Genomic DNA, 17,401 nt, shown 5'->3' on the forward strand with positions numbered 1-17,401 from the left:
TTCAAGCTCCGGCCTGACGGGGATGCATACGCCCCGGATTGAGGATATTTTCTGGATCGAATTGCTGCTTCAACCGCTGAGAAAGCGCTGCAAGTGCTGCCGGTTGCGGCTCGAACACTGCATTGCTTGCGCGAATATGTTCCGATGCGCGCACGAGCGTCGCATGGCCACCGCCATATTTGGTAATCAGCTTGCGCAAAGTTTGCGCTTCCGGGTCCGCTTCCATCCGCATCCAGATCAGCCCACCCTGCCAGTCGTAATAGGCATCGACACCTGCATAACGCCGGAACTCGTCCACCATACGCCAGCCTTGCATCGGCGTCATCGAAACGCGCCAGACGGCGCGATTGTCTCCTGCATTGGCATAAGGCAGGACGTCGCGCACTTCACGCCAGAGCCGATGCGACTGCTGCCCATCAAGCATCTCGACTTCACCCGATTGGCCCAGCAGCGCCTGCAATTGCCGACTACGGTGCTCGACCGAAGGTGCAAAGCCTTCGAGCCGCAGCACGGTTGCCGCATCCCAGCCGAGCTTACCGTCAAGGAAGCGATTGGCAACGGTCGGTGGCAGATGCGCAGCGGAAGCGACTTCCTCTCGCGATCCCATAGCCATTGCCATGACACGCGCCGCCTGTTCGTCGGTCAGACCGCGCACGGCAAGCGTTGCCGCCGTTTCCGGCTTCGGCAGAACCTTGAACGTCACCTCGGTGGCAACGCCCAGTGTGCCCCAGGAATTAGCCATGCCTTTGGACAAATCATAGCCCGTCACGTTCTTGACCACGCGACCACCAGATTTGAACAATTCGCCACGCCCGGACACGACGCGTACCCCAAGCACATGATCGCGGGCAGCACCTGCCTTGAGACGGCGCGGACCGGACAGATTGGCGGCAAGCACTCCGCCGATCGTACCGCGACCGCTCTCACCCGAAAGCAACGGACCGTAATCCATAGGCTCGAAATGAAAGCACTGATTGTTGTCGGCCAAAAGCCTTTCGATCTCGGCCATCGGCGTTCCGGCCTTTGCCGAGAGCACCAGTTCGTCCGGCTCATACAAGGTCACGCCCGACAGTTTGGAAACGTCGAGCACGCGACCGGCATCAACCCTGTGTCCGATGCCGCGTTTGGAGCCGTGGCCGATGATTTCCAGCGGCGTAGAACTGGCCAGTGCATCCTGCACCGCCTCCAGAACGCCCGCCTCATCCTGCGGCTTTAGAATATTTGCATCGCTCATGATCAAACCACAACTCAGAATCGGGGAATATCCGGGAAGGCCAGCTCGCCGCGATGCACATGCATACGACCAAGCTCGGCGCAGCGGCGTAATTGCGGAAAGACCTTGCCGGGATTAAGAAGGTGCTTGGCATCGAAAGCACATTTGACACGCATCTGCTGGTCAAGATCGATCTCGTTGAACATTTCCGGCATCAGATCGCGCTTTTCGATGCCTACTCCATGTTCGCCAGTGAGAACACCACCGACTTTCACGCAAAGGCGCAAAATGTCCGCGCCAAAATCTTCCGCAGCTTCCAGTTCGCCAGGAATATTCGCATCATAGAGGATAAGCGGATGCAGGTTGCCGTCGCCCGCGTGGAACACATTGGCCACCCGCAATCCATATTTCTCGGAAAGTTCGCGCATCCCGGACAGAACACGCGGCAGCTCTTTGCGCGGAATGGTGCCGTCCATGCAAAGATAGTCGGGCGAAATGCGCCCCACCGCCGGAAAAGCCGCCTTCCGGCCTGCCCAGAAAGCCAGACGTTGTTCTTCCGACTGCGACAGAATGCAGGTTGTGGAACCGTTTGTAAGCGCCAGTGCTTCGACCCGACCTATCAGATAGTCCACTTCGACGGGCGGTCCATCAAGTTCGACGATCAGCAGCGCTTCAACATCGAGCGGATAACCGACCCGCACGAAATCTTCGGCGGCCTTGATGGCTGGCCTGTCCATCATCTCCATGCCGCCGGGAATGATGCCTGCGCCGATGATGTCAGCGACACACTGACCGGCTTGCTCGCTGGAGGGAAAGCCGACCATGACTGCACGCGCCGTTTCCGGTTTCTGCAGGATACGGACCGTAATCTCTGTCACGACACCGAGCAGTCCTTCTGAGCCGGTCATCAGACCGAGAAGATCATAACCCTCGCTGTCGAGATGCTTACCGCCAAGCCGGATAACTTCTCCGGTGATAAGCACCATTTCGATGCCGAGCACATTATTGGCGGTCAGACCGTATTTAAGGCAATGCACACCACCCGCATTTTCCGCGACGTTGCCACCGATGGAACAGGCAATCTGTGACGAGGGATCAGGCGCATAATAAAACCCCTCGTGTTCAACAGCCTTGGTAATGCCGAGATTGGTCACGCCTGGCTGCACCACAGCGACGCGGTTCGGATAATCGATTTCAAGAATGCGATTGAAGCGCGACATGCCAAGCAAAACCGCATCCTGCAGCGGCATGGAACCGCCGGACAGTGATGTACCCGCTCCCCGTGGCACGACACGAACGTTGTTATCGTGACAATAGCGCAAAACCTGCGAAACCTGATCAACCGTTTCTGGCAGCACAACGACCAACGGCAACGAACGGTGCGCAGTCAGGCCATCGCTCTCAAACACGCGCATTGCATTGATAGCATCCACAACGCCTTCACCCGGCACGATGTCGCGCAAGTCTGCAACGATCTGCTCGCGCCGCTGCATGACGGACGCGTCCGGCTCCGGCATGATGAGTCCGCTCATATTCTCCTCCACCACTTATGTGGTCAAAGTGCACTCCGCACCATTCTCGTCAAGTGGTAAATCATTTTTACCACTTTAGTCAGCGGCTAAACAGTTTTCACACTGCGGCATAATTGCTTGCCTAGTTTCCTAGCGCTCGGCTAGATGCTTTAAACCCAAAGCTTTAGCAAAGCACGGCAATGAGTGGGATAGCAGAACATGATGAGCAGTCTGGCGGATATGGAAATCTTTGCCCGCGTCGTGGCAACGGGCAGCATGTCAGCAGCCGCTCGCGATCTGGGCCTCTCGCCAGCGGTCGTCTCAAAACGTCTGGGACGACTGGAAGAGCGACTCGGAACCCGACTGCTTCAACGAACGACACGCCAGATCGCGTTGACTGAGGCCGGGCAGGGTTATCATGAGCGGGTTCTGGCCATTCTCTCCAACATCGAAGAAGCTGAAGCCTTTGTTGCCCGCCGTTCTGCCGATGCGCGCGGTACATTGAAAATTTCAGCCCCTACGACTTTCGGTCGCATGCACATTGCGCCCTATCTCGTGCCGTTCATGCGCGCCAACGCAGACCTTACCGTCAATATGCAGCTCACCGACGAGATGGTCGACATTGTGGGCGATGGATACGATCTTGCCATTCGGATCGCCGAACTTTCCGATTCAACCCTCGTCGCACGCCGTCTCGCACCCGTGCGTCGTATTCTCGTCGCTTCACCCGGCTATATCGCGGAACGCGGTACACCACAGACGATTGAGGACTTGCAGGACCATATCTGTCTGGCACCGCACAACAACGACCCCTGGCGACTGGAAGGCCCCAAAGGCCCCATCGTCATTCGCCCAGTGGGGCCACTGCAAACCAATTCCAGCGAAATGGTACGCGAGGCAGTCCTGGCAGGCCTCGGCATAGCGCAACGCTCGACCTGGGATATCGGCCCAGAACTTGCAGCAGGCAAGTTGGTGCAGGTTCTGCCCGACTATGCCGCATCTCGCAACGTTGCAATTCATGCCGTCTATCCGTCGAAACAGTTCCTCCCGGCAAAGGTCAGACTGTTCATCGACTATCTGGCAGATCTTTATGGCCCTGTTCCTTACTGGGAAAGCGGCGCATCTCCGCACGAAGTAGCAAAGAAATAGACTGGCTTTCATTCGTCGGTTAATAAGTCGCGCGCGCTATATTAGTGTGCCAGCATATAAAGCTAACTAAGCTTTTGATTCTAAAAGGCTTAAATATTCCGCAATCCGTTATTCAAGCGAATCGGATGATTTTCTCCCGTTGTCCTGATTTTCTGGGAAAAATGATGAACACACCTTTACGTTTTATTCTAGCAATCATCGTCGCCGTTATCGTCGGCTGTGGTTTCATGTTCTATGACAAATCACGTGGCGCCGAATGGGTCGTTTCTCCACAACAGATCGAACAAGCTAAAGCCGAAGGCAAATCGGGCGTAGAAAGCCGCCCCGGCACTGTGACTGTACTTCCGATCCGCAGCGAAACCGCTGACGCTCTCCCGTTTAAATGGGCTATGTACGGCTTTGTCGCAGGTCTTTTCGTACTCGTAGCTACACGCAAGCGCAAAAAAGCCTGATCATTTTTTTGATCATATATTCCGAAAGCCCGGTCGCATCATCGATCGGACTTTCCTTTTCAATATATTCCGTTGCCGGGCATCGACCTAAAGGCTAATTTGCCGCCGTTATGGAGAGGGCTTCAGACGGCATGGCCGAAACAATTTTTTCACGCATACAGGCAAGCCGCACGGCAGACGACGTTGTGCATCAGATCGAAACGCTCATTCTCGAAGGTGTTCTGCGCGGTGGCGACCGGCTTCCCGGCGAGCGTGAACTGGCGCGCCAGTTCGATATATCTCGCCCGATATTGCGCGATGCTCTAAAAAGGCTTGAGACTGCCGAACTCCTCATCTCTCGTCATGGTGGAGGAACATTCGTTGCAGACGTGATCGGACAGGTATTCAGCGCCCCCGTGGTCAAGCTTTTTGCCGATCATCGCAAGGCGACCGCAGACTATCTCGAATATCGCCGGGAAATCGAAAGCATTGCCGCAGAATATGCAGCACTTCGAGCTACACCAGCTGACAAAGCGCTTTTGACCGAGATCATGGAGGCCATGGAAAAGGCTCATGGCGTCAGCGACTTCGACACGGAGGCACGCCTCGATGTGGAATTGCACAATGCTATTGGTGAAGCAGCACACAACATCGTTCTGCTGCACACCCTGCGGTCTTGCTATCAACTTCTGAAGGATGGCGTTTTTTACAATCGCAGCCTAATTTACAGCTATCCCGGTGTCGCCGACATGTTTCTATCGCAGCACCGCGCCATTTACGATGCCGTCATGGCCGGTAATCCGCAAGCAGCACGCGAAGCGGTTCGAAAGCACATTCGTTTCGTGGAACAGGCCACGCATGATCGCGAGCTTCACGAAGAACGCGAACGTGTCTCGCGTCTGCGCTATCGGCAGCGGGCGGGTGCGAAGTCAGGCAAGGACATGAAGGAAAATGATAGCGAATGAACGGCGTAGTTTTCAAGGATGCCAAAGGACCCGACGGTATCCGCCTTTATGCCATCGGCGACGTACATGGCCGCCTCGACTTGTTGCAGGATATGCACGGGCTGATCCGCGCCGACCTTGACCACCGCCCCGCTCACGACTGGCGTATCATTCATCTTGGTGATTATATCGATCGCGGTCCGCGCTCGAAAGAAGTGCTGGATTTTCTGACTGATGTGTCACGTCGGGATAAGCGCGTCCTTTCGCTGTTGGGCAATCACGACGACGGTTTTCTTACCTATCTAGCAACGGGAGATGTTGCCGGGATATTCGCACTCCACGGTGGCATTGATACCGCCCGCTCCTACAGTGTAGAAATTGATTTTACTGATGCAGATTCAGCGCACCGAGGTCATGCCGCGCTCGTCGAGGCCGTCCCCCAAAACCATATCGACTTCATTCGCGCCATGCCGCGCTCAGTCGCTTTTGGCGAATTCTTCTTCTGTCATGCAGGCATAAACCCTGCCGTGCCGCTGGATGCACAAGACCCGGAAGAATTGATCTGGATTCGCACAGCTTTCCTCAAATGGACTGAGCCCTTCGAAAAGGTCATCATCCACGGGCATACACCGCAAAGCGCTATCGATATTCAACCCAACAGGGTCAATCTCGATACATATGCATGGAGAAGTGGGCAGCTATCAGCCATCGTGATCGACGGCTCTGAAAAACGTTTTATTGAAGCTAGCTAGTACGCGCTCAATGAGCGCTGGAAATGCCATAACCGTCAGTAGACATCGCGTTGTTGCCCGCATCGACGGTGAATATGCCGACCGCCATGAATACAATCGCGGAAACCATCAGGACGGTGAGAAGAGCGGCATGCTTGGCGGTCATATTCGGAAACTCTTTCGACGGTGGCCGGATAAAGTTCGGTAGACGAGCCGCCACTTGAGAGCATGGCGATCAGCCTTGCTCATTCGGTTGCTGCCCGGGGGAGACGGCGTTCAGTTACACCCGAAAAAAGTTACCCGCAACTGAACGGTTCCAGCCAAGCCACCGCTTTTCTCTTGAAAAACCGAATTGGTTGAACGCTGTGGCAAAGCGGCAACGCGATACTTCGACTTAAGGTTAAGACGCAGTTACGAGGCCTCTAGATTTGGTTTACCCACGCCTTGGCTAATGCAGCACCTGCGGCATCCGCCTGCGCTCCGAACTTCTTTGCAAGCTCTGGATATTGTAACGCCCAATCCGGCGCGAAACCCGCGATCAGTTCGCTTAGCTGGTCATTCCACTCCGCCACAAGCTGCGTGTTCGCCTCGAAATGGAATTGCGTGCCATAGACTGCGCGTCCAATGCGATAAGCCTGATGAGGTGTCATATCGCTTATCGCCATATGCAAAGCTTGCTTCGGAAGCGAAAACGTATCGCGATGCCAATGAAAGATTGGAAAGATGTCACCCGCGGCAGACAAGACCGGATCGCTTTTACCCTCCTCGGTAAGTCGAATTTCTTGCCAGCCGAATTCCATCGGGCGATCCAGAATATTCTCCCCACCATAAGCACGAGCCACGAGCTGGCTGCCCAGACAAATGCCCAGAACGGCCTTATCGCGACCGCCGAACTGGCGTATAAGCTCGAGTAAATGGGGGAAATAAGGACACTCATCGTCGGCAAGCGCATTTTGCTCACCACCAAGAACGATCAAGGCTTGATAGCCATTGTCATCGGAGGGTAGTGAATCGCCGTTGTAGGGATGACGCAGATCAATCGAATGCCCAGCATCCGACAAAATTGGTTCGATCTGCCCCAATCCGGACCCATCGTAGTTCTGGACAACCAGCACACCCATGAGAAATCCCCAACCGCTTTTGTCTTTGCTAACATGGAAAAAGCCCGGACGACAGCCGGGCCTTTAAATCAGTTCACCACCGAAACGCTGACCGTTCGGCCAGCAACGAGATGGACACTGTCCGGCACCTCTTCAAGTTTCACACGCACTGGCACACGTTGTGCCAGACGCACCCAGTTGAAGGTCGGCGAAACATTCGCAAGCAAGCTGGAAGAATCGCTACGCTCACGATCTTCAATACCTCCAGCGATGCCTTCAACCTTTCCTTTGAGTTGCACTTTGCTGCCCATGATATCGACCACTACCGGGTCACCAATCTGGATACGCTCGAGTTTGTTCTCTTCAAAATAGCCAGAAACGTAGAACGAGTCCGTATCCACCAAGGCAGTCACCGCTGAGCCTGCGGAGACGTAATCACCCGGCTGAAGCGAGAAGTTGGTAATCACACCGTTGACGGGCGCTTTTACCGACGATCTATCGAGATTGAGTGCTGCAAGATCGCGATCCAGTTGCGCCTGCCGATAGGAAGCTTCCGCTTGCTGGGCCGTCGTTTCAATCTGCTCCAGTTTCTGGCGTGTCACGGTCGTGTCGTTAAGCTGGCGATAGCGGACCAGATCGCGGTTTGCCATATCAAGTGCCGCCTTGCTGCTATCAACCTTTGCTTCCGTTGTTTGCAGGGCGAGCTTGTAACGGGCCTGATCGATGCGAAAGATAACGTCGCCCTGATGAACAGTCGCATTGTCGTGGACGAGCACTTCGCCAACAAGGCCCGAGACATCCGGCGCAACGCGCACGACATCGGCACGAATTTTGCCATCGCGTGTCCATGGCGCGTTCATGTAGTAATCCCACAAATGCCAACCGAGGAGCCCTGCCATCGTGACCATGACGACGGTTACAAAGACACGGCCTGAATGTGCAAAGAGCTTTTTCATAGCGGTATTCCATTGAGAATGACGGCGGCGACACCGAGAATACAAAAATACATCGCAGCATCGAACAAAGGCCGATGCCAGACGAAACGATAAAGGCGTGCCCGCGCCAAAAGGCGTTGCATGACCGTATTTGCAAAATAAGCGCCAAGCGCCAGCACGCCGAGGGTCGGAATGTAAATTCCGTAGATATCGAGTTCAGGTTGCATCACAAATCACATCGTTGTCTTAGGCTGCTTGCGGGAGTTCCATGAGTGGACGCGGCGGCAAGGCAAAAGGTGGCGCTTTCGGAAACAGATTGAAGCGAAGGGCGACCAGCGCCATTCGCGTACGTTTGGCTATTGCTGGCGATCCGCTCTCGATAATGGTCGTGATTGCCGTATCAATGGAGGTGAGCAGGTTTCTGTCGATTTCACCTGCCTCCTGTGGCTTGTTGGCCAAGGCTCGGTAATGCGCGCCAACACCATCCAGCACTTCATCGACAGCTGGCCGACAGTTTTCGGGCAGTTTGGAGCGGTATTGCTGGAGATCAATCGTGTTCATGCCGTTTCGCAGATCGCGCAACAGATCGACCTTCGCGACATCTGCCGCCGGGACCAGCGCGAGACGCGGGGTCATCATGCCGATACGGTCGATCATCCGGAGCAAAAGGCGATTCATGCGCTGGCGACGATAACGTCCAGGACGCCGTTCGGCAGCAAGTGCAATATCGTTCCAACCCGCCTTGATCAGGCGGCGTACGCTCCATTCAGCACCGACAGACCGGACAATTGAAGTCACTACGGCAGCGATTACGATCCCCACTACGGTGGCCAGATTGGCATTGGCAAAGCTGACAAAATCGTGGGTCAGATGGCCCTGCAGCATGAGCATGTTCGGCAAGTTCACGCAGAGCACCATGCCGAGCAAAAATTGCGAAGGAATGGCAAGCAGCAAGCCTGCCGGGATGAGGAACAGTCCCAGCACCAGAACCAGCGGGAAGAACCCATCCACAAGTGGCAGCAACGCAAACTCAAAAATGAAGGCGGCAACGATGACAATCAAAAGCAGCCAGTTGAACTTGCGCATGACCGGCACCGGATCATCCATGGTTGCGAAGATGCAGCAGAAAATACCGGCCATCATGGCTGCAGCACTGCCTTGAGACCAGCCGCTCGCAATCCAGAATGCAGTCGCTACACAAGTTGCCAGAAAGGCGGAAAAGCCAGACAGGAAGGCCATGCCGTAGTCCCGATGCATAGGGCGAGCTTTCAAGTGTGCGTCGTAGCGACGCCAGCGCAGCGAATGTCGGGAACCGGAAACAATGTCCTGACGCAATGTGATGCAATCGCTCCATATCTGAACCAGATCGCGAACGCGCGCAGCCACATTGAACGGCAGCAATTCACCCCAACTTGTCGCATCCTTCCCATGCCGGTCGATTTCGTCGATCAACTGCAAGAAAACAGCACGGCGTTCCTCTGTCAGGTTTTCGCCGCTCTCGATCCAGTCACAGGCCTCGTCCAACAGTTTCTGCACCGCTGGATGCCAGGACTTTTCGTTTTCACCAGGCTTCATCGCCAGCACATCGTGCAAGCTTGATATGATCGGAAGAACAGCCACCATACGCTGCTGCAAAACGTGAAGCTGCGTTCCGACATTTCTGATTGATGAAGTGTCATAGGCAACATGCGTCGTCAGATTGCGCAGCTCGAGCGCATCGGCTGCAAGACGCTGGCGATCCCGAAGAAATTCAGGTGTAGCACCTTCACCCCGCATGCTTGCCAGCGCCAGCTTTGAGCCGTCACGCAGCCAATTATCGATACGACTGACGAGCACCGGGCCGCTGTGACGTGGAAAAACAAGTCGATTGACGACAGCAGCGCAAATAATCCCGATTGCGATCTCTTCCACACGACCCACGGCATAGTCGAAAGTCGTTTCAGGCACGGAAACAACGGCAAAACTCGCGATAGCCACCGTGTAGCCAGCCAGCATAAACAAATAACTGCGCGGCGTACCATCAAGCAGGCTGATCGCAAGGCAGAGCCCCATCCAAAGACCGATCGCCAGCGTCAGTATTTCAGGGGAATTGACCAGATGCGGCACGAACAGAATGGTCACTGCTCCGCCGATAATCGTACCGATCAGACGGTAAAAACCCTTTGATGTCGTCGCACCTGAGAGCGGATGCGCAACAATATAGACAGCCGCAATGGACCAGTAAGGATTGGGCAAATTGGCCATCAGGCCGATCCACAGCGCAAGCATGGCTGCAGCGAAAGTCTTCAGTGAAAAGACTACGTCCCAGAACTTCGGAGTTGTTTCGACTGGCTTCGTCATGGCTGTGAGGGCACCGGTTGAATGCATCGCATCTTTCCGGTCGCGCGACCGATCAGAAAGATTGTGTTTGAAACTTCTCATTCAGCTTGCGCAGCACTTCCATGGCGATGTCGACCGCATCGGAATCGAAATCACCGAGGAAAATGGCGCGAAGACGGGCAGCAGACTTTTCCACCTTGGCGGCAAGGGCGCGACCGTCCTCTGTCAGTTGAATGAGCTTGACGCGACGATCAGCATCGTCGGCAACCCGCTGGATCAGGCCATCCTTCTCCAACTCGTCGACAACCCGGACAATCGTTGCTCCCTCGATACCGACCCGTTCGGCCAGCACACCTTGGGGAATACGATCTCCGTGCCGCAACAGGATCATCAGCGGTATGGCTTTCGCGTCGGAAAGACCATGTTCCGCCATCGCTGCATCGAAAGCTTTCCGCCATCCTCTGGCGGTGCTTGCAAGAAGCGGTGCGAATTCGACCCAAGTTTGTTTCATCACATCAATTCCATTCAAATAGATAGCTTCATACCTATATGGATACAATCTAATTAAATGCAACTGCCATGATATTTCCCATCAATTGTTTGTGTAGGAATGCTAATTAATTGTCTCTTGATGCATTACCAAAGCGCTTGACCGCCGCCCCTGCCCTCTGCCATCGATGCTGTCATGCGCGCAAACTACAAAATGCAGAGACTATACGTTGAAAACGACCTCGACGACGGCGACCAGATTGAGGTCGCCCCGCAGGCCGCACATTATCTCACCCACGTCCTGCGCTTGAAAGATGGCGATGAAATTCTCGCATTCAATGGACGCCACGGCGAATGGAAATCACGGCTGAAGCCGGAGGGTAAAAAGCGTCTGTTTCTCATGCCCTTCGAACAGACGCGTCCGCAGCCTTTAGCGAGTGATCTTGTTTATTGCTTCGCCCCTCTGAAACAGGGGCGGCTGGACTATATGGTCCAGAAAGCTGTCGAGATGGGCGCAGGTATACTGCAACCTGTCATCACACAGCACACTCAGGTACCAAGGCTGGGGGCCGATCGCATCAAGGCCAATGCGATAGAAGCTGCGGAACAGTGCGGCGTACTTTCCATACCGGAATGTTGTGAGGCCATTCGCTTTGACCGCTTCATTGAGCAATGGGACAAATCCCGACATTTGATCTTCTGCGATGAAGGGTACGAATCGGACGATCCGTTGACCATTTTGCAGAAAATGGCGCCCGGCCCTGTCGCGTTGTTGATTGGTCCCGAAGGTGGCTTCTCAGAAGACGAACGTCAAACGCTCCGAAATCTTCCCTTCGTGACAGCTATTCCGCTCGGCCCTCGAATCCTGCGTGCCGACACAGCTGCTGTCGCTGCGATGGCTCTGGTACAATCTGTGCTCGGAGACTGGCGGAATGCAGGATGACGTTCTCGAAATCTGACGTTCAATGGAATTGACTTGCGTGATTTGACAAATTTGTCCAATCACGCTGAAAAGCGAAAAATAGGCTAGGGATAGACTGCATGGCGCGCGATACAACTGACGAAACGGCACTGACGGGCGTTGAACAACTGGCGAACTATCTGGCTGGCGGATGCAAGCCCAAGGATGCCTGGCGTATCGGCACCGAGCATGAGAAATTTCCATTTTACACAGCCGATAACAGTCCCGTTCCCTATGAGGGGCCGCGCGGTATCAAAGCCATACTCGAAGGCATGCAGGCCACGCTTGGTTGGGAGCCTATTATCGATGAAGGCAATATCATCGGCTTGGTAGAGCCAACCGGACAGGGTGCCATTTCGCTGGAACCCGGAGGCCAGTTTGAGCTTTCCGGTGCACCGCTTTCCACCATTCACCAGACATGTCGTGAAGTGAATGCGCATCTGTCCCAGGTCCGCGAAATTGCCGAGCCTCTGGGCATCCAATTTTTAGGTGTTGGTGGCAGTCCAAAATGGACCTTGGCTGAAACACCTGTCATGCCGAAATCGCGTTACAAGATCATGACCAACTATATGCCAAAAGTCGGGCATGAAGGCCTGGACATGATGTACCGCACGTCGACTATTCAGGTTAATCTCGACTTCAGCTCGGAACGCGACATGCGCCGCAAGATGCAGGTTTCGATGAAGCTGCAATCTGTGGCCACCGCACTTTTCGCCAGCTCCCCATTCACCGAAGGCAAGCCAAACCACCTTTTGTCGTGGCGCTCAAATATCTGGCGCGATACCGATAACCAGCGTTCGGGCGTGCTGCCGTTCGTCTTCTCGGAGAACTTCGGTTTTGCCGATTATGTCGAATGGGCGCTTGATATACCGATGTACTTCATCCTGCGCGACGGCCATTATCACGACTGTACGCATGTCACGTTCCGTCAGTTCATGAATGGTGCGCTGAAAGGTGAAGTGAGCGACCCGGTTCCCAATATGGGCGACTGGACCAATCACCTTTCCACGCTTTTCCCCGAAGTCCGTCTGAAACGCTTCCTTGAGATGCGGGGAGCTGATGGAGGTCCGTGGCGCCGCATCTGTGCGCTTCCAGCCTACTGGGTCGGCCTGCTTTATGATGAAGAGGCTCTGACTGCTGCCGAGCTTCTCACCAAGGATTGGACTTACGAAGAGGTCCTTGCCCTTCGTAACGAGGTTCCCGCTAAAGCTTTGAACACGACATTCCGGGGCAAGCCGCTGGAACAGATCGCTCGTGAGACTTTGAAAATCTCCCGGCTCGGTCTTTTGAACCGTAGCAAGCTCAACAGCGAAGGCCATGACGAAACGCATTTCCTTGCGCCGCTTGAAGAAATCGTAGCAGCGGGCGTCACGGATGCCGAGCGCATGCTGAAGGCATATAACAGCGTATGGGCAGGGTCGGTCGATCCAATCTTTCTCGAATATGCCTATTGAGCATTGAGCCGCAAAACACATCCAACAAAAAGGGCGCGGTATCCGCGCCCTTTTCGTTTTAGTCAGCTTGTGACCTGCTGGCCTTTGCTCGGATCGGGTATCACGACAATCGTGCTGCCATCGCGTACATTATTGTAAAGATCAATCACATCTTGATTGAGCATGCGAATGCACCCCGACGACACGGCTTTACCGATGCTCCATGCTTCCGGCGATCCGTGAATGCGATAGAGCGTATCGCGCCCATCCTTGTGAATGTACATCGCTCTTGCACCCAGCGGATTCTTGATACCAGGAGGCATCCCGCCATTGGCGATGCTGTAAGGCTCCAGCGCAGGTTGACGTGCAACCATCTCATCCGGCGGCGTCCAGCGCGGCCATTGGCGCTTATAAGCGATCTTGGCGCGTCCGGCCCATGCAAAACCATCGCGCCCGACACCGATACCGTAGCGCATGGCCCGCCCATTGCCGAGTACATGGTAGAGATACTTGTTCGGCGTATCGACGATAACAGTGCCTCTGACTTCGTCCGTTGGATAATCCACTTCCTGCCGCCAGAATTTTGGATCAACCTTGCTCGTATCGACAGCCGGGATCGGGAACTGTTCTTCCGGCAGCGCCTGGTACATCAGCGGCACAGGTCGCGACGGTGCAGGTTCAGGCAGTTTTTTCACCGGTTGAGGTGGCTGTTGCGTCGTGGAAACACAGCCCGACAACGCAACCGCGCTTACACCTATAAGAAAGCCGCGACGGCTGAAAGCAGCCTTCGCAAAGCCATTTGTGAGGTCGTCCTGGGATTTTTTACGCGACATCCTGAATCTCTAACAATGACAGATGCGCGAGAAAAAGACGTCCAAGCTTAAGCCAGCCTTAAGGCCAAACAATCTCAGCAGAAAACGGAAAATACAGCGACTGACTGTTGCTAAAATAACGATCCCTGATTGCCAGAGCCGGGAGACTGAACCTTTTTTGTTTGTACAAGCTTTGCGGGCTCGCTCTCGTCCTCATCACCCGCAACGACGGCAACCTCACCGTCGCGAAACCGAATAGACAATGCATCGCCAGCCGATACGGATCCAGCCTGCTTCACCGGTTTCCCTTCTTCATCGAAGACAACCGCAAAACCGCGCTCTAGAACGCTTTCATAAGAAAGCGTGCGCATAAGACGCTCCAGTTCCTGCCCACGCCGTTTAGCTCGTTCAATGAGAAGACGGACGGCTTGATCGCGACGACGATCCAGCTGTTCTATTGCAACGCTCGTAAGTTTTGTTCGCCGCAGTATCGGCTCCGCCGAAAGGCGATTTGCCCGATGAATGAAAGCCGTTCGTCGTTCACGCAGGAATGCCTCGAGCGCACGAGGCAGTCTTTGTCCAAGAGCGGAAACATCGCGCTGCAGTTCCGTAAACCGGCGTTGAAGGAGGCGCGGCGATAACTGTCGCGCATGACCGTCAAAGTGGACCCGCTTCTTTTGCGTATTGACGAACAGAGCCCGCGTGAGGCGCGCAGCGGCTTCATCGAAACGCCGACGCGGCAAAGCCAGCAACTGGTCAGCCGACGGAAGAGCTCGCGCTGCCGAACGGTGGGCTTGCCGTTTAAGGTCGATAAAGCGGGACATGGCCGACGAAAGCCGCGCGGATTGCCCCGCCAGCGTTGCCAGCAGGTCCGCCTTTACAGGCACCGCCATTTCCGCCGCGCCTGTTGGCGTGGGAGCACGAATGTCGGCTGCAAGATCAATCAAAGTCCAGTCGGTTTCGTGGCCGACCGCAGAAATTACCGGTATATGCGATGCAGCAACGGCACGAACGACGATTTCGTCATTGAAGCCCCAAAGGTCTTCCAGACTGCCGCCACCCCGCGCAACGATCAGCACATCCGGCCTCGGAATATTCCCTTCGTCGGGCAAAGCGTTGAAACCGTCCACCGCGGCGGCCACTTCAGGTCCACTTGTCTCGCCCTGCACGCGCACGGGCCAGACAATGACATGCAGCGGATAACGATCAGCAATGCGATGGATAATATCACGAATGACGGCACCGGTCGGAGAAGTCACCACTCCGATCACACGGGGCATAAAGGGTAGAAGCTGCTTTACTGCTGGATCAAACAACCCTTCAGTAGCAAGCCGTCGCTTGCGTTCTTCCAGAAGCGCCATCAAGGCGCCAGCCCCGGCAGGCTCCATCTGTTCGATGACAATCTGGTATTTCGACGAGCCCGGATAGGTCGTGAGTTTGCCTGTAGCAATGACTTCCATCCCCTCTTCGGGACGGAAGCGGAGGCGACTCATCGAACCGCGCCAGATGACGGCTTCGAGACGCGCGCGATCATCTTTCAATGCGAAATAGGCATGCCCCGACGAATGCGGACCACGATAGCCGGAAATTTCGCCGCGCACGCGCACATGCCCGAACGTATCCTCAACCGTGCGCTTTAACGCGCCGGAAATCTCGGAAACGCTATACTCGGCAACATTAGACGATGCGCCGGTAAAACTCGAATCGGAACCCATGCTCATCCCATCATAGGCAACCAGGTGGCATGGCTGGTCAAGAAGCCATGCGGCGATTTACGGAGTCGTCACCATCCTGGCAGCAATTCGTTGGCTCGCACCCTCCTCGTACGAACCGCCGGAAACGGCGAAATTTCCGCCGAAGCCATCGCGCCGGGCTGCGGTGACGATATATTGTCTAGACTTTCAATAATATGCTGTGCAAGTGCGTCGACAACGGCATTCTGTTTTGTATGGCCGCGCATGATGCCAATGCCGAATTCCGGCAGCTTTCCAAACCCATCTGCTTCACCCAGGACCCGCATACCGGGACGCAGTGCACATTCTGGAAGAACCGAGACCGCAAGGCCGGAGAGAACCGCCGCCGCCAGAACGGTCGCTGACCAGCTTGTGATGATGATGCGATAATCTCGTCTGGCCGCTTCCAGTACATCAATGGCTGCATGTCGCCAGATACAGGTCGGGCGCCCGACAGCAAGCGGCAGGACAGCCTCTTCATGCACCGCATGATTGGCAGAAGTCACCCATAGCAGTGGTTCTGTACGAACGACCTCGGAGCGACGCTTATCATCGCACTGGGTGACAAGAGCAATATCCAGTGTTCCGCGGCGGATCATCTCGTCCAGATTGACGGTCGGTTCGCACACAACCGACAATTCGACGCGCGGGTTTGATCGCGCAAAACGCGCCATGATTTCCGGCAAAAACCGATCGGCATAATCGTCCGGCGTACCGATACGCACGTGGCCTTCCAGTTGAGTGTCATCAAACGCAGCGATGGTTTCACCATTGAGCTGCATCATGCGGCGTGCATAAAGCAGAAGCCGCTCACCCTCTTCAGTAAGACGATTGGTCCGTCCATCACGTTCAAATAACGGTTTACCAATACGCTCTTCCAGCCGGCGCATCTGCATGGAAACAGCGGATTGCGTCTTGAAAACGGCATCGGCTGCCCGCGTAAAACTGCCCGCATCCGCTATCGCTATGAAGGTCTGCAACTGATCGAGATCCAGAGGCGTGCTCATCGGCGTCATCCATCATTATTATTGAAGAATTACATTAAAAACATTCGTTGGAACAATCAATTCGATTGTTGGATAAAGCCGCCATCGTAAAGGAAAAGGAGCCGCGAAAGCGAATGACCCTGACGATAAGGATCACTTAGCCCCGCCAGATCAAAGGAGAGCGGACATGACAGCGACAAGCAAGATAACGACAACGCATTTACCTGCAATAAGCGGACAAACCTCCACGTTCGTGCAAATGGTAAAGACCGTATTTACGTCGATCATGCGTCGCTGGACGTTTTCCAATGGTCGACGGCAAGTGCTGAACCTGAGCAGCTTTGACGACCACATGCTGCGCGATATCGGACTTCGCCGTGAGGATATTTACACGGCAGCTCATTATCGCGGCACGGAAGACCCTACGCGGGTTCTGAGTGAGCTGGCAGACGCTCGGTTGCAGATCAAGGCTACACGCCTGATCTGCTGAACCAACATATCTTCGGGTAAGTAAGGCGCAGCCTTTTTGAGCCCGCAGACAAATCATCTGGCAGGCGCCACCTTCACATACCGGGTCCCCTCCCGGTCAGCCTGCCCTTTGCCCGGCCGCTCCTCCGCTGGCCGGGCTTTTTTATGCGCCGGCTTCCAGAAACC

Annotated in this window: 18 protein-coding genes; 7 read left to right on the forward strand and 11 right to left on the reverse strand. The window is 55.0% G+C overall.

The annotated features are described in order from the left end of the window. Window position 1: 1 nt before the first annotated feature. Together glcE and KWJ32_RS09710 are read right to left on the reverse strand one after the other, a co-directional pair. Window positions 2-1,234: a glycolate oxidase subunit GlcE gene (gene glcE, locus KWJ32_RS09705; RefSeq protein ID WP_011982732.1), complete on the reverse strand. Its 1,233-nt coding sequence runs from the start codon at window positions 1,232-1,234 to the stop codon at window positions 2-4. 14 nt (window positions 1,235-1,248) lie between these two features. Then, window positions 1,249-2,745 carry an FAD-linked oxidase C-terminal domain-containing protein gene (locus tag KWJ32_RS09710; RefSeq protein ID WP_011982731.1) on the reverse strand — a complete coding sequence of 499 codons (1,497 nt, stop codon included), beginning with the start codon at window positions 2,743-2,745 and terminating at the stop codon, window positions 1,249-1,251. 198 nt (window positions 2,746-2,943) lie between these two features. On the opposite strand from KWJ32_RS09710, the gene KWJ32_RS09715 reads away from it, so the two are divergent. From KWJ32_RS09715 to KWJ32_RS09730, 4 genes are all read left to right on the forward strand, one after another. Then, window positions 2,944-3,873 carry a LysR family transcriptional regulator gene (locus KWJ32_RS09715; RefSeq protein WP_010660974.1) on the forward strand — a complete coding sequence of 310 codons (930 nt, stop codon included), beginning with the start codon at window positions 2,944-2,946 and terminating at the stop codon, window positions 3,871-3,873. Window positions 3,874-4,037: 164 nt separating this feature from the next. Next, window positions 4,038-4,325 (forward strand): hypothetical protein, encoded by a 288-nt coding sequence (locus KWJ32_RS09720; RefSeq protein WP_010660973.1) that lies wholly within the window; start codon window positions 4,038-4,040, stop codon window positions 4,323-4,325. A gap of 131 nt (window positions 4,326-4,456) precedes the next feature. Then, window positions 4,457-5,269 carry an FCD domain-containing protein gene (locus KWJ32_RS09725; protein ID WP_011982730.1) on the forward strand — a complete coding sequence of 271 codons (813 nt, stop codon included), beginning with the start codon at window positions 4,457-4,459 and terminating at the stop codon, window positions 5,267-5,269. Continuing rightward, window positions 5,266-6,000 (forward strand): metallophosphoesterase, encoded by a 735-nt coding sequence (locus KWJ32_RS09730; RefSeq protein ID WP_011982729.1) that lies wholly within the window; start codon window positions 5,266-5,268, stop codon window positions 5,998-6,000. Before KWJ32_RS09725 ends, KWJ32_RS09730 begins: the two co-directional genes overlap by 4 nt. A 7-nt stretch (window positions 6,001-6,007) precedes the next feature. Here the strand turns inward: KWJ32_RS09730 and KWJ32_RS09735 are convergent, their stop codons facing one another. The 6 genes from KWJ32_RS09735 to KWJ32_RS09760 all read right to left on the reverse strand — a co-directional run bounded on the left by KWJ32_RS09735 (window position 6,008) and on the right by KWJ32_RS09760 (window position 10,844). After that, the gene (locus KWJ32_RS09735) at window positions 6,008-6,145 is read right to left on the reverse strand and encodes a hypothetical protein (protein ID WP_010660970.1); all 138 of its coding nucleotides are present in this window, start codon (window positions 6,143-6,145) and stop codon (window positions 6,008-6,010) included. Window positions 6,146-6,401: 256 nt separating this feature from the next. Further along, window positions 6,402-7,100, reverse strand: coding sequence for a type 1 glutamine amidotransferase (locus tag KWJ32_RS09740; RefSeq protein WP_011982728.1), 699 nt, complete (start codon window positions 7,098-7,100; stop codon window positions 6,402-6,404). A 68-nt stretch (window positions 7,101-7,168) separates the two neighbouring features. After that, on the reverse strand, window positions 7,169-8,035 hold the full coding sequence (locus tag KWJ32_RS09745; RefSeq protein ID WP_011982727.1) for an HlyD family secretion protein: 867 nt from the start codon (window positions 8,033-8,035) through the stop codon (window positions 7,169-7,171). Then, entirely contained in the window at window positions 8,032-8,241 is a 210-nt protein-coding gene (locus KWJ32_RS09750) for a DUF1656 domain-containing protein (protein WP_010660967.1), read from the reverse strand. The genes KWJ32_RS09745 and KWJ32_RS09750 overlap by 4 nt, the downstream gene beginning before the upstream one ends. A 19-nt stretch (window positions 8,242-8,260) precedes the next feature. Beyond that, a complete protein-coding gene (locus KWJ32_RS09755) occupies window positions 8,261-10,354 on the reverse strand; it encodes an FUSC family protein (protein WP_011982726.1) in 2,094 nt (697 codons plus the stop codon). A 52-nt stretch (window positions 10,355-10,406) separates the two neighbouring features. Then, window positions 10,407-10,844: a MarR family transcriptional regulator gene (locus KWJ32_RS09760; protein WP_010660965.1), complete on the reverse strand. Its 438-nt coding sequence runs from the start codon at window positions 10,842-10,844 to the stop codon at window positions 10,407-10,409. A 174-nt stretch (window positions 10,845-11,018) separates the two neighbouring features. On the opposite strand from KWJ32_RS09760, the gene KWJ32_RS09765 reads away from it, so the two are divergent. Together KWJ32_RS09765 and KWJ32_RS09770 are read left to right on the forward strand one after the other, a co-directional pair. Next, complete coding sequence (locus KWJ32_RS09765; RefSeq protein WP_011982725.1) at window positions 11,019-11,765, forward strand: 16S rRNA (uracil(1498)-N(3))-methyltransferase; 747 nt, start codon at window positions 11,019-11,021, stop codon at window positions 11,763-11,765. Window positions 11,766-11,863: 98 nt separating this feature from the next. Continuing rightward, complete coding sequence (locus KWJ32_RS09770; RefSeq protein WP_011982724.1) at window positions 11,864-13,237, forward strand: glutamate--cysteine ligase; 1,374 nt, start codon at window positions 11,864-11,866, stop codon at window positions 13,235-13,237. 62 nt (window positions 13,238-13,299) lie between these two features. Here the strand turns inward: KWJ32_RS09770 and KWJ32_RS09775 are convergent, their stop codons facing one another. The 3 genes from KWJ32_RS09775 to KWJ32_RS09785 form a co-directional block, all read right to left on the reverse strand. Continuing rightward, window positions 13,300-14,049, reverse strand: coding sequence for a L,D-transpeptidase (locus KWJ32_RS09775; protein ID WP_010660962.1), 750 nt, complete (start codon window positions 14,047-14,049; stop codon window positions 13,300-13,302). A 110-nt stretch (window positions 14,050-14,159) separates the two neighbouring features. Further along, a complete protein-coding gene (gene xseA, locus KWJ32_RS09780) occupies window positions 14,160-15,743 on the reverse strand; it encodes an exodeoxyribonuclease VII large subunit (RefSeq protein ID WP_011982723.1) in 1,584 nt (527 codons plus the stop codon). Between the two features lie 68 nt (window positions 15,744-15,811). Beyond that, entirely contained in the window at window positions 15,812-16,768 is a 957-nt protein-coding gene (locus KWJ32_RS09785; protein ID WP_040128448.1) for a LysR substrate-binding domain-containing protein, read from the reverse strand. A gap of 166 nt (window positions 16,769-16,934) precedes the next feature. Between KWJ32_RS09785 and KWJ32_RS09790 the strand changes: the two genes are divergently transcribed. Next, on the forward strand, window positions 16,935-17,237 hold the full coding sequence (locus KWJ32_RS09790) for a DUF1127 domain-containing protein (protein WP_010660959.1): 303 nt from the start codon (window positions 16,935-16,937) through the stop codon (window positions 17,235-17,237). Window positions 17,238-17,401 lie beyond the last annotated feature (164 nt).

The sequence above is a fragment of the Ochrobactrum sp. BTU2 genome (genome assembly GCF_024539785.1).
Classification (GTDB): Bacteria; Pseudomonadota; Alphaproteobacteria; order Rhizobiales; family Rhizobiaceae; genus Brucella; species Brucella anthropi.